The organism is Rothia sp. HMSC066G07 (genome assembly GCF_001814485.1).
Taxonomy (GTDB): domain Bacteria; phylum Actinomycetota; class Actinomycetes; order Actinomycetales; family Micrococcaceae; genus Rothia.
This window is the reverse complement of the sequence record NZ_KV816932.1, coordinates 40795-53530: the sequence shown is the minus strand read 5'-3', so window position 1 is coordinate 53530 and position 12736 is coordinate 40795. Positions and strand designations below refer to the sequence as shown.

At 59.1% G+C, this 12736-nt stretch carries 12 protein-coding genes and 1 tRNA gene; 11 read left to right on the top strand and 2 right to left on the bottom strand.

The features are described 5' to 3' along the window. The first annotated feature begins 334 nt into the window (after positions 1–334). From rplU to HMPREF2971_RS07390, 11 genes are all read left to right on the top strand, one after another. The gene (gene rplU / locus HMPREF2971_RS07440; RefSeq protein ID WP_005505764.1) at positions 335–646 is read left to right on the top strand and encodes a 50S ribosomal protein L21; all 312 of its coding nucleotides are present in this window, start codon (positions 335–337) and stop codon (positions 644–646) included. A gap of 41 nt (positions 647–687) precedes the next feature. Beyond that, complete coding sequence (rpmA, locus tag HMPREF2971_RS07435) at positions 688–945, top strand: 50S ribosomal protein L27 (protein WP_005505766.1); 258 nt, start codon at positions 688–690, stop codon at positions 943–945. 194 nt (positions 946–1139) lie between these two features. Further along, positions 1140–2747, top strand: coding sequence for a GTPase ObgE (gene obgE, locus HMPREF2971_RS07430; RefSeq protein ID WP_070692203.1), 1608 nt, complete (start codon positions 1140–1142; stop codon positions 2745–2747). A 409-nt stretch (positions 2748–3156) separates the two neighbouring features. Next, positions 3157–3906, top strand: a complete 750-nt coding sequence (gene nadD, locus HMPREF2971_RS07425) for a nicotinate-nucleotide adenylyltransferase (protein ID WP_044150379.1) — start codon at positions 3157–3159, stop codon at positions 3904–3906. Then, positions 3899–4975, top strand: coding sequence for a sulfite reductase subunit alpha (locus tag HMPREF2971_RS07420; RefSeq protein ID WP_070692199.1), 1077 nt, complete (start codon positions 3899–3901; stop codon positions 4973–4975). Before nadD ends, HMPREF2971_RS07420 begins: the two co-directional genes overlap by 8 nt. Before the next feature lie 66 nt (positions 4976–5041). After that, on the top strand, positions 5042–5479 hold the full coding sequence (rsfS, locus tag HMPREF2971_RS07415) for a ribosome silencing factor (protein ID WP_005505774.1): 438 nt from the start codon (positions 5042–5044) through the stop codon (positions 5477–5479). A 242-nt stretch (positions 5480–5721) separates the two neighbouring features. Next, positions 5722–5794: transfer RNA gene (locus HMPREF2971_RS07410), tRNA-Ala, on the top strand. Positions 5795–5906: 112 nt separating this feature from the next. Then, entirely contained in the window at positions 5907–6896 is a 990-nt protein-coding gene (locus HMPREF2971_RS07405) for a cation diffusion facilitator family transporter (RefSeq protein ID WP_070692195.1), read from the top strand. A 404-nt stretch (positions 6897–7300) separates the two neighbouring features. After that, entirely contained in the window at positions 7301–8701 is a 1401-nt protein-coding gene (locus tag HMPREF2971_RS07400) for a glutaminase (RefSeq protein ID WP_070692192.1), read from the top strand. Positions 8702–9025: 324 nt separating this feature from the next. Then, positions 9026–10000 carry a polysaccharide deacetylase family protein gene (locus HMPREF2971_RS07395; RefSeq protein WP_070692189.1) on the top strand — a complete coding sequence of 325 codons (975 nt, stop codon included), beginning with the start codon at positions 9026–9028 and terminating at the stop codon, positions 9998–10000. Between the two features lie 46 nt (positions 10001–10046). Then, positions 10047–10319, top strand: a complete 273-nt coding sequence (locus HMPREF2971_RS07390; protein ID WP_246823570.1) for a hypothetical protein — start codon at positions 10047–10049, stop codon at positions 10317–10319. Between the two features lie 116 nt (positions 10320–10435). Here the strand turns inward: HMPREF2971_RS07390 and HMPREF2971_RS07385 are convergent, their stop codons facing one another. After that, complete coding sequence (locus tag HMPREF2971_RS07385) at positions 10436–11416, bottom strand: restriction endonuclease PLD domain-containing protein (protein WP_070692185.1); 981 nt, start codon at positions 11414–11416, stop codon at positions 10436–10438. A 219-nt stretch (positions 11417–11635) separates the two neighbouring features. Further along, on the bottom strand, positions 11636–12736 hold the full coding sequence (locus HMPREF2971_RS07380; protein WP_246825086.1) for a DNA cytosine methyltransferase: 1101 nt from the start codon (positions 12734–12736) through the stop codon (positions 11636–11638).

Sequence of the window (12736 nt, the reverse complement as noted above, 5' to 3'; positions counted from 1 at the left end):
CTATTGCGCGGCGCGTAGATCATGCCGTATCCTTAAGGACTGGTGTTTATCTCAGTGAAGCCCTATCGACGCAGGGCCAGCGGGAGACACCGCTCCCACCCGCATCGTCTTCGGCGTGGTCGAGTATTCGGCTGAGTCGAAACGTGCGGGAGAGAGACACCACCGGTGAGCCTCGCGTGTTGGCTTCGGCGGGCAATCCCGCCGGAACGCACGGGCCGTTCCTCCTTGTTCGCGGTCATTCGACTGGCGGGGGAGGGCGCACAGCAATGAAAGCGCAGGTTGCTCATTCGTGTGAGATCCAAGAAGCAAGTTGTCGAGAAAAGTGAGTCCCATAGTGGCATACGCGATTGTACGCGCTGGCGGCCGCCAGGAGAAGGTTTCCGTAGGCGACCTCGTTACCCTTGACCGTGTTGCAGGCGAGCCCGGCAGCACCATCGAGCTGCCCGTGCTGCTGCTCGTCGACGGTGACAAGGTCACCGCTGATGCAAAGTCCCTGGCTTCCGCCAAGGTTGTTGCTGAGAAGGTTGAGGACCTGCGCGGTCCGAAGATCGTTATTCAGAAGTACAAGAACAAGACCGGTTACAAGAAGCGTCAGGGCTTCCGCGCCGAGCTGACCACCGTCAAGATTACCGCTATCAACGCGTAATTAAGACGACCGGAATTCAAACCCTAAGGTAGGAATACAGAATGGCACACAAGAAGGGCGCAAGCTCCACCCGTAACGGCCGTGACTCGAACCCCCAGTACCTCGGTGTTAAGCGCTACGGCGGCCAGTCCGTCAACGCAGGCGAGATTCTCGTTCGCCAGCGCGGCACCCACTTCCACCCCGGCCTGAACGTTGGCCGCGGTGGCGACGACACCCTGTTCGCTCTGGCAGCAGGCACCGTCGAATTCGGTACCCGCAAGGGCCGCAAGGTCGTTAACATCCTGGCAGCAGCTGAGTAATACTCACCGCTAGGGCAGAGGGGGTAGGCGTTAGTCTACCCCCTCTCGCTATGACCTCGAATGCCGTGGACGCCTGTGCTGGGCTCCACGATGAGGCGCACCCCAACCCGGTCGCGCCTGCCGCCGCATCCGCAGCATGATTGGTGTGTGCCGTGCGGTGGCGAAGTGAAGATTTTCCAAGATAAGGAGAACCCGTGGCAGAATTCGTGGACCGCGTGGTCTTGCATGTATCTGGCGGTCGCGGAGGTAACGGCTGCGTCTCCGTGCGACGTGAAAAGTTTAAGCCCCTGGGCGGCCCTAACGGCGGTAACGGTGGTAATGGTGGCGCGGTGATTCTGCGCGTGGATAACCAGACCACGACCCTGCTGGAGTACCACCACAGCCCGCACCAGCACGCCCCGAATGGCGATATTGGTCGTGGCGATATGCACCACGGCTTTAACGGTGAGGACCTGGTTCTGACCGTGCCGCAGGGTACTGTGGTGAAGGACCGCGAGGGTAATGTTTTGGCTGACCTGCTGCGTGTGGGCGACGAGTACGTTGCTGCCCGTGGCGGTATGGGTGGTCTGGGTAACGCTGCGTTGGCTTCGGCTAAGCGTAAGGCTCCCGGTTTTGCTCTGCTGGGCACCCCCGGTGAAGAAGCTGATATTGTTCTGGAGCTCAAGTCCATTGCGGATGTGGCTCTGGTGGGTTACCCCTCGGCGGGTAAGTCTTCGTTGATTGCTGCGATTTCTGCGGCGCGTCCGAAGATCGCTGACTACCCGTTCACCACTTTGATCCCGAACCTGGGCGTGGTGCAGGCGGGCGATGTTCGCTACACCGTCGCGGATGTTCCGGGTCTGATTGAGGGCGCTTCGGAGGGCCGCGGTCTGGGTCACCGCTTCCTGCGCCATGTGGAGCGTTCTTCGGCTCTGGTGCACGTGATTGACTGCGCTACTTTGGAGCCGGGCCGCGACCCGATCAGTGACTTTGAGGTGATTCGCGGCGAGCTACAGAACTATGAGGTTGACCCGACTGCGGGTGTGACCGTGCCGCTGCATGAGCGTCCGCAGATTGTGGTGCTCAATAAGATTGACGTTCCTGAGGCTCGTGAGCTGGCTGAGTTTGTTCGCCCCGAGTTTGAGGAGATGGGCTTCAAGGTCTTCGAGATTTCGACGGCTTCCCATGAGGGTTTGAAGCCCCTGATCTTTGCGATGGCACAGCTCGTTGAGGAGGACCGTGTGGCTCGTGCCGCTGCCGAGAAGGAAGCGGAGCGCGTGGTTGTTGAGGCTCCTGTGGTTCGCCCGAAGGGCTTCCGCGGTAAGAAGAAGCAGGAGTTCACTATTCGCCGCGAGGAGCGTAACCTTGAGCCGCTGTTCCGCGTGATTGGTGAGAAGCCTGAGCGTTGGATTCAGCAGACTGACTTCAATAATGATGAGGCTGTCGGCTACCTGGCGGACCGCCTGGCGCGCCTGGGCGTTGAGGATGAGCTGTTCAAGGCTGGTGCTCGTGCCGGTGACGCCGTGGTGATTGGTGAGAACGACAACTCGGTGATCTTCGATTGGGAGCCGACCATGGTCGGTGGCGCTGAGCTGCTGTCCTCCCCGCGTGGTACGGACGCTCGTCTGGAAGAGATTATTCGCCCGACTCGTGCGCAGAAGCGTGTGGAGTACAAGGAGCGTATGGACGCGAAGGCGGAGGCTCGTGCCGAGCTGGAGTCCGAGCGCGCTGCAGGCGTGTGGACCGAGTCGGTTGAGTACCGCAAGAAGCTGAAGGAAGGCAAGGTCGACGAGAATATCGACATGCCGAACGTCGAGGACTAATAGCTGAAGCGTTAGCTGTTGCCTAGACAGCTGTTTCCTAGGCAGCTGTTTTCTAGACGGTGAATGGTGCCGCGTACCGGGGTTTGGCTCCGGTGCGCGGCGCTTTCTTGTGTGCGGTGCTTTCTTTTGTGTTCTGTGGTTGCCGCTCGCACCGGATGTGCGTGTCGGAACACGCGGGTGAGCCTGTGGAGAACTTGTGGTTGGGCGTGCTGGCTGGGTATTCCACTGGCGGCTTAGCTCACCCCCGTCATTTCGGTGTTTTTGACCGTAAGCAGGTAGCATAGAGGGGAATGTACGCGGGCACCGTTTTCGGTGTTGCGTACCTTCTGTGTACCTGCCCGCATCCGCACCTGTGGTGGCTCCTTAAGCTGCCGTGGTGCGGTCTCTGTCCCCAGCAAGGACGGCATTTGTGACTGACCAGCCTGTTCACCTTGATCTTGGTGCCCCGAGCACCGAATCGATTCCCCCGCGCACTCCCGGTCGGGTGCGTCTGGGTGTGATGGGTGGAACCTTTGACCCGATTCACCACGGACACCTGGTGGCGGCTAGTGAAGTTGCCGCCGTGTTCGACCTGGATGAGGTCGTTTTCGTTCCGACCGGTCAGCCCTGGCAGAAGGTGGGGGAGCGGCACGTGAGTGACGCTGAGCATCGTTACCTGATGACGGTGATTGCGACCGCGTCGAACCCTCGTTTTACGGTGAGCCGTATTGATATTGACCGTGGCGGCGCCACCTACACCTTTGATACGCTTAACGAGCTGCGCGCCCTGCGCCCGGATGCTGACCTATTCTTCATTACCGGTGCGGACGCGATCAGCCAGATTATGACCTGGCGCAATGCCCATAAGCTGTGGGATTTGGCGACTTTTGTGGGTGTGACCCGCCCCGATCATGAGCTGGATCCGCCGCTGGCAGAGGGTCGTCATATTACGACCCTGAAGATTCCTGCGATGGCGATTTCTTCGACCGATATTCGTCGCCGCGCAGCTGAAGATGCCCCCATCTGGTACCTGGTGCCCGATGGTGTGGTGCAGTACATTGCTAAGTACGGCCTGTACAAGAAGGACGCCTTGACGGCGTACCGTGATGGCTTGCCCCGCGTGAAGGATGAGTCTGGGCAGGCACCCCAATCGACGAATAATGAGGGAACACATGAGTGAAGCTACGGGTTCGAAGCCCTATAGCGAGGACGAAGCGTACCTCTACGAGACGTACGTGACCGAGGACGGCATTGAGGTGCCGCCGCCTACTAAGGTGATGGGTCCGCGCCGTCTTGCCCGTTACCGTGAAGAAGTTGCCGAGTACCTGCGTGCGAACCGCCGCGGTGAGCCCGCGAAGCCTGTTGCGAACATGGGCTCCGTGATTTATACGGACGCTATTGACCCGCAGGTTCTGGCTGTTCAGCGTCGTTTTGCGGCGCTGGCGGCTCAGGGCAAGATTGACACTGAAGCGAACGATGAGGAGAAGCTGCACGAGCCTGCTCCTCTGACCAGTAGCCTGCGTATTCTGCGCCCCGAAGAGATCGCGCAGAACCGTGTGGATGCGACCAGCCCCTCCGCGGTGGATAACCCGATGACTTCTTCGATCCCGGTCATTGCCGTGGTCAAGGAGGAGAAGCCGGAACCCGAGCTGCACCAGTACTTGGTGCGCGATGAGCCGAAAGTTGAGGAGCTGGACAGCTCTGACGTTGAGGCTGAGCAGACCGAGGTTGCTTCCATTGAGGAAGAAGCCGTTGAGATTGCTGAGGTTGAAGAGTCTGCTGACGAGCTACCCACCCGCGTGAGCGCCGTGAACGCGCAGGGTCTTGACCTGAGCGTGCTGGATAGCGCCTCCGCAGGGGATACCGTGGATTCGGTGGACGGCGACCCGACTGTTGCTCTGAGCCCGGATGAGGTGGAGGAGCTGCTGCAGCGCATGGTGGATCGTCAGGATCCCGAAGAGTCGGCTGCTCTGGTTGAAGAGGTTACCGAGGACGCTGAAGAGTCTGAGGAAGCCGCAGAAGACGGCGAGTCCAAGTCCGCTGAGTCGAAGTCGGCTGAGTCCAAGTCTGCTCCGGTGCCTTCTGCTGAGGCTTCGAAGGAAGCTGATGAGTCTGCTTCTGAGAGCGCTGTTGAGAAGGCTGAAGAGGTTCTGCAGCCTGCGCAGAAGGCCTCCCTGGCGTGGCTGTGGATTGTGCTGTTGCTCGCCCTGGTCGTTGTTGGTCTGATTATGATTTTTGGCCCTAAGTAGGCCGTGAACAATGCACCCCTGTTGCGGGTGCTGCCGGCGGGTGTTCTGCCGGCAAGGAAGGAAAATATGACTGCTGCACAGTCCTCGATTGAGGCTCTGCGCATTGCCGCCCGCGCTGCGGAGGAGAAGCAGGGAACGAACCTGTTCGCTGTGGATGCATCCGACGCGATGGGTCTGATTGATGGCTTCCTGGTGGTTTCTGCCCACAATGAGCGCCTCGTGAACGCCGTTGCGGATGAGGTTGAGGACGCTCTGCGTGAGCAGGCTGACCTGAAGCCGGTCCGCCGTGAGGGTCGTTCCTCGGGTCGTTGGATTCTGCTGGACTTCGGCGATATTGTCGTGCATGTTCAGCATGAGGAGGACCGCGAGTTCTACGCTCTGGATCGTCTGTGGGCTGAGGCCCCGCGTATTGAGCTGGGCGTTGAGAACGAGGCTCCCTTCGACATCGAGGGTGAGACTGAGGAAGATGCTGCACGCATCATTCCCGCTCAGGATGAGGCGTAGGCTTCCGCTTGATTTTTAGCTGATGAGGGGTGGGCTCTGCTGGCGCTGTATGGTGCCGCGGGGTCCGCCCCTTTCGGCGTGTTTGACCTGCGTGTCGAGGGTGTTTTTGCTTGCCCGGTTGCCGCTTCTGCTTACCCAGTTGCCCCAGAACTTTTTGGATTTTTGGGTGCGCTGGTTTGCATCGTTGTCCGTGGTGTGTGTAATATATTCATGTTGCCTCGTTGAGGTCACTAACAGAATATGGGGATATGGCGCAGCTGGTAGCGCACCTGCATGGCATGCAGGGGGTCAGGGGTTCGAGTCCCCTTATCTCCACGTTTTCCTCGATTGAGGAGCTTTTCGCCCGGTTCTTGTGAATCGGGCGATTTTGCTATCTGCCGATAACTCTCGATAATCAACAACGCAATTCATAGTTGAGGAGAAGCGCATGGGAGCGCACGCACATCACGCACACCACGGCCACCACGGCCACCACGGGCATCATCATGGGCACGACCATTCGCATGCCCCGAGCCCTGAGGACGCCGCCTCCATGCGTCCGCGCCTGCTGATTGCGTTCAGCTTGGCGGTCGTTATTGTGTTGGCGCAGGCGATTGGTTCGTTGGTCACGGGAAGTCTTGCCCTGCTGACCGATACGGCGCACGCCATTACGGACGCGTCCGGACTGCTGGTGGCGCTCACGGCGGCTTCGCTGATGACGCGCCCGGCAACGTCCCGCCGTACGTGGGGTTTCCGCCGCATTGAGGTGCTTGCCGCCCTCGGACAGTCAGTGCTACTGCTGGCGGTGGGTATCTACACGGCGGTGGAGGGCGTGCATCGCCTGTTCGCTCCGCCGGAGGTGCCCGGTACCGAACTGCTGATCTTTGGTGTGGTTGGCCTGGTCGCGAACGCTATTGGTATTGCGGTGCTGGCTTCGGGCCGTAACTCGAACTTCAATATGCGTGCCGCGTTCCTGGAGGTGCTCAATGACGCCCTGGGTTCGCTGGGTGTGATTGTGGCGGCTATCGTGATTTGGCTGACCGGCTTCTACCAGGCGGACGCTCTTGCGGGTCTGTTCATTGCGGCACTGATTGTGCCGCGTGCGGCGCGTCTGATGAGGCAGACCACGGCGGTGCTCATGGAGTTCACCCCGGACGGCCTGGATTTGGACGCGATGCGTGAACACATGCTACGCGTTGACGGCGTTGTAGAGGTGCACGATGTGCACGCCTCGATGGTGGCGACCGGTCTGCCGGTGGTGACCGCGCACGTGGTGGTTGCCGATTCGTGCTTCCATGACGGGTCTGCGGTGACGATTTTGGACCGTATCCGTTCGTGCGTGGCGGGCCATTTTGAGGTGTCGGTGGAGCATTCGACGTTCCAGCTGGAGACTGCCGAGTTGGGTGGTCGTGAGCCGGACTCGGTTCGCCACCCCTAGGCTGGCTCGCGCAGGTTTTGCCTCGCGCAGGTTTTGCCTCGCGTAGGTTTTGCCTCGCGTAGATTTTGCCCATGCTTCGCCGGCAGGTCTGCCCGCCGCGGTAGATAGAGCAGAAATAGCAAGCCAGAACAGGTACCAGAACCAGAGATAGCGGGGGAGAAGTGACCGTTATATTTGGTGGCTTCAACACGCAAAAGATACACTCTTTAGGGAGCAAAAGGTGCTCCTCACCCACACACTTTGACAGGCTCGCTGGCAGACTCTTTAGTTTGGTAGCCGCGGTAGCCTGCAACGATGAGCGCCTCAGCCCAGCTGAAACGGAATAGCTGAAACGGAACAGCGGGCGGGCGCATCCTGGAATTTTTGACGAGAACAACCACGATTAGCAGCAGATACGGAACACTATGCATTCACCTATTGCCACTTACCTGACCGAGACCCTCGAGTCGGTCGCTTCTGATACCTCCGGTGAGCTGGCAAACTACATTCCGGAACTTGCCGCCGTGGACCCGGACAAGCTCGCCGCGTCTATCGCCATGGTTGATGGTGAGCAGTACGCCGCCGGTGACTCCGATGTGGAGTTCACGATCCAGTCGATTTCTAAGCCGTTCGTGTACGCCCTGGCGCTCGCGGACCGCGGCTATGATGACGTGCTTGCGAAGGTGGGCGTGGAGCCTTCCGGTGAGCCGTTCAACGAGCTGTCCCTGGAGGACGGCTCCGGCAAGCCGCTGAACCCGATGATTAACGCCGGCGCGATTACCACGCATTCGCTGGTGGGTCCTCCCGGCGCGACTCAGGGCGAGCGCATGGAGCGCGTCATTTCTGGTTTGTCTGCGTTTGCGGGCCGTCGCCTGTCGGTGAATGAGCGCGTGTACGAGTCTGAGCTGGAGCACGCGCACCGCAACTACGCGATTGCGCACATGCTGCGCGGCCACGGCATCCTGACCGGTGACCCGACTGTGGCGGTGCAGGGTTATACCCGCCAGTGCTCGCTGATGGTGACGGTTAAGGATTTGGCGCTGATGGCGGCGACTTTGGCGAACTATGGTGTGCATCCGGTGACGGGTGAGCAGGTGGTTCCTAAGACTGTGGTGCGTCAGGTGCTGAGCGTCATGTTCACGTGCGGCATGTATAACTCTGCGGGTGACTGGGCGACCCAGGTGGGTGTGCCGGCGAAGAGCGGCGTGGGCGGCGGCATTATTGGTGCGGTGCCCGGTCAGCTGGGTGTGGCGACGTTCTCGCCGCGTCTGGACGGTCACGGTAACAGTGTGCGCGGCGTGGAGCTGTTCGAGCAGTTCTCGGATGACATGGGCATGCACGTGATGAACGTGCCGACCGTGGCTCGTTCGGCGTTGCGCGCGAACTACCAAATCGGTTCGGGCGATGAGTCTATGCGCCTGATCCAGTTGCAGGGCCGTATCCGTTTTGCGGGTGTGGAGCGCGTGATTCGTGAGATTGTGGAATCCCCGATGGAGGGTTCCAAGGTTGCCCTGGATGTGACTCGCGTGTACGCGGTGGATGAGGTTGCTCAGAGCATGCTCCTGGAGCTGATGCGTCGCCTGCGGAATGATGGGTACAAGGTGTACCTGATTGATAATGACGAGACGATCACGAATACGGATGCGCTGCGCAGCATGGGTGTGAAGGTTCTGACGAACCCGGCGGCGGTGACTTCTGCTGAGTCGGATGTTGAGCGTGTGGCTGAGGCTGACGCCGAAGAAGCGGCGGAGGCTGCAGCGCTGGAGGCGCTGAATGCGCTGGATTCCGTTCAGGCGGAGCAGCCGGAAGCTTCGGAAACTGAGTAGGTTTCTCTCCGCGTACTTGATCGTATCTGCGTACTTGGCAGTACGATTGCGTGAACTTTATATATTGAGGCCCCTTTCCCGGGCGCGTTGTGAACGTGTTCTGGGGGAGGGGCCTCGCTGTACTTACCTAGAGTTGCACCTTGCGCTGTAGCTGGAGCTGTACCTGGATTGCCTGGCGGGGGTAGCTTAGTGCGCTGAGCGTGGTCTTCGGTGAGTGAGGGGACTGAAAGTACGTAGAGGTTCTTTAATGGCGCAGTTGTTAATCATTAAGTAATATTTTGAATTTTTCGATAGCTAACAGTGGTCTCATCATACACTCGTAATATGAACACTGTTCCACACCCAGAAACACCTATCGCTCCTCGTCAATCCGCTATCGTCAACCCCGTTACTGACCACATGGTATCGGGCGCCTCTGCCCGCGCCTCCATGGGGCGACGGGAACTCTTACAACACGTTGGTACCTTTGGTCTGGGCGCGGTGGGCTTCGGTGTGCTGGGTCTTGGCCTCGCCGGTTGTACCCCATCGAGCAACCCGTCCGGTAGTGCGTCGGGTAGCGCCTCGGCGAGCCCCTCGGCAAGCTCGGCGGCTGCCCCTTCCGCAACGGGTACTGCATCCCCGACCGCCGCGGCATCTAAGACCGCTTCTGCGACTGCGACCTCGTCGAACCCGGTTCCCGAAGCTCGTGCCTGGACCGGCCCGCAGACCGGCCTGCCCGGTGAGGGCAAGTACATTGCGTGGACGGTCGATGACGGCGCCGACCCGGAGGTGGTACGCGCCTACGCGGAGTTCGCACACCGTACCGGCACGCGCCTCACCTTCTTTATCAACGGTCAGTACCCGGCGTTTAGGCAGCATCGTGACCTGTTGTTGCCGCTGGTGAAGAGCGGCCAGTTGCAGATTGCGAACCATACGTATAGTCATGCGGCGTTGACGAGCCTGACGGATGAGCAGATTGTTCAGGAGTTGACCCGTAATGATGAGGAGATTAGGCGCCTGTTTGGGGTGTCTTCGAAGCCGTACTTCCGCCCGCCGTACGGGTATTATGATGCGCGCGTGTTGGCGGCTGCGGCGTCGTGTGGTTTTACGCGCCCGGTTCTGTGGTACGGGTCGTTGGCGGATTCGTCTAATATTTCTTCGGCTGAGGTGTATGCCTATGCGGAGAAGTATGCGTTGGCTCAGCATATTGTGATTGGGCATTTGAATTATCGGGGTGTGGTGTCTGAGCTGGACCGTATTCGGGCGTTGTTGGATCGGCGCGGGTTGAAGACGGTGACGATTCGCGACTATTACGGGTAGTGCGGGGGAGCCCCGGCGAGGGGTTCCGGTGGGTATACTGGGAGGCATGATGAAGCTTCCTCAGAACCCTATCCTTCGGCAGGTGCACCGCTTCCGTGAGTCGCTGCTGCTTCTGCTGTATTACTCGCTGTCTTTTCTGGGTGTGCGGTGGGTGCGCACGGGGCATCCGCGTGTGGCGGCGGTGTGGTCTGTGGGTTTGTGGCTGAACTTGGTGCTGCGCGGTATGGGCCAGGTGGTGCGTATGCTGGTGCCGGTCCTGCAGGATGCGGAGGCGCGCCGTGCTCGCGCTGAGCGTGCCCGCGCCTACCAGCCGCGCTAACCTCACCGGCTGAGCTGACAGAACGAGGCTGATATGACGAAGCCCCCTTGCCCCGGTTCAACTAAGAACCGGCACAAGGGGGCTTTCGTCATATCTGAGGGCACTAGCCAGGGGAGCTATTCGTCTTCATGAGAAAACTCGTTGACAATCTCTGGAGTCTGCATCGCAAACTCATCGGGTTCCGCCGTCTCGGGAGAGAAATCCAGATAGTAGTTACCCTCAGAGGTGCGGGTGATGGTGACGTAGGTTCGACCGTAATCGAGCAGTTCGCGAATGCCGACCTTGGTGCCTTCATCGAGGCCCATGCGCTTACGGATATAAGAGCCAAGCTCGGAGTTCGGGATAGTCGACATGTCCTTACCGCAGCGGTCGGAACCACTGGCAACGCGCATGATGAGGTCTTCGCCGTCATCGCAGTGCACCACAATGGGGGTGTTCTTTACCGGGAAGAAGTTGGACCGCCCAATATTCGCGGGAACCGCGAAGTAGGCTTCATCCTTATTGGCTCGAATATCTCGTAGGCCCCAGTTAATACCGGAACCGCAATTGTACGAAGAACCCTTACCACCATGGCTGTACAGGTACAGCTTGATGGAGGAGAAGTCCTTCAACCGTTCTTCGCGTTCCGTCTCAGGTTCGGGGAGCGGAGGAACCGGAGGCAGAGACTTATTCGCCAGGACGTCCGCGGGCGCTTCTGGGAAGGTGAAGAGAGAATCAACCACAGGGTCGGTGCAGCTCAGCGAAGCGCCGAAAAGCGTATCGGTATAGTTCTCCGCATACTCCACCGACACCGGCACAAGAATGTTCTCCTGCTGACATTCCGAAGCGTCACGACCGATATTGAGACCGTCCGTCGACAGGTTAGCTGAGCCAGCGTAGGCAATATCGAAGGAGCCGTTCTGCGCCCAAGCGTAGAGCTTGGTATGCACCAGGGGAGAGACGCGAGGATCCGGGTAACGAATATCCAGGTACCCGCGACTAGCCTTGACCCACCCCTTGAGGATTTCATGAGTCGTAATGCTCACCGCACCGTCTCGTGCCATACCAATCAGAAGATGAATCTTCGGCGTGGTAGAGGTCGGGGTAAACTTGCTCATCTCACCCCAATGACCACCCTCCTTAGAGCGTCGTCCGGGGGTAAAATCAGCCTGATACAGCGCACTGAGAATGGTAGTTCGCGAGATATATCCGGTAACCGCCCACAGTTCGTGTCCGGCGCAATCATCCTGAGGATATGGTGATTGGAGAACAAGCTCAGCGAGGTTGTCGCCCATGAGTGACGAGTAAAATTCCATGGGAATACGTCCTTCTTTTACCTAGAAAAGAGTGCCTTCTTTCTCCTCAAGTTCACGAATGCGCTTATCTACATCAATATTCGGTTCGATGCTTTCGTAATACATACCTTTAAGACTCTTGAAGAGAGCTTCGAATATGACCTGCGCACCGTCCGGGGGAACCGCCATACCAATCTGGCGACGGACGTTCTCCTTGTTGCCGATGAACTTGTACCAGTCAGGGAACGTCTGCAGGCGCGCGCGCTCGCGGTTGGTCAGGGCGCGGGGCTCTTCCCAATGGTAGATGTGCGTTCCGCCGCCGCCGGATCCGGTGACGGTGTATGCGGGCTTATTGGGATCCAGACGCTTATAAATCTGGCTGAGCTTAGCACCACGCACATTGAGGCGCAGTTCCTTAGGCATATCGGTAGCGTTGAAGGCGTTCTCGCCGGGCTTGATGTAGGCGAGGCGTTGCTTCACCACCTCAGACTGGCGAGTGAGCTCATTGTTGGTTGCCCACTCGGGGATGGGAGGCTCGGTAAGCGCCTGCTTAGCGGTGCGCATCATCGAAGGTTCGGGAGTGGTGGGTTTCGGAACCTTGAATTCTTTGCCGCTGGCAATAAGGTCATTATGTAGGCCTACGATAATGATTCGGTGTCGAGCCTGGGGGAGACCGTACTCCTCAAAGCGGTATTTATGAGCGACAACAGTGTACCCCTTACGCTGCATTTCACGCAGAATGTAGGGGAAAGCAAAACCCTCATTAGCGCCAGAAAGACCACCCACGTTTTCTGCCACAAACCAATCAGGCTTATGGCTCTCGAGCACGTTGATTCCGTAGGTGTAGAGGGGACCGTAGGTACCGTCTAGACCCTTCTTTTTTCCTACGAGGCTGAAGTCGTTGCAGGGAAAACCGAACGCAAAACCGTCAATCGGGGGCAAGGCATCGGTGTCGAGCTCACGAACGTCACCTACGTAGACGGTCTCTTCAGACGCACCGGGGGTATTTTCGCGGTAGGTATCTGCAGTCGTGGGGTCGTAGTCATTAGCCCAGGCGTGTTCAACCTTGACTCCGGGTACCTTATCGGCAGCGTTGTGCGCGCCCAGGGCAATGCCGCCGGGGCCACAGAAGAGCTCTCCCAT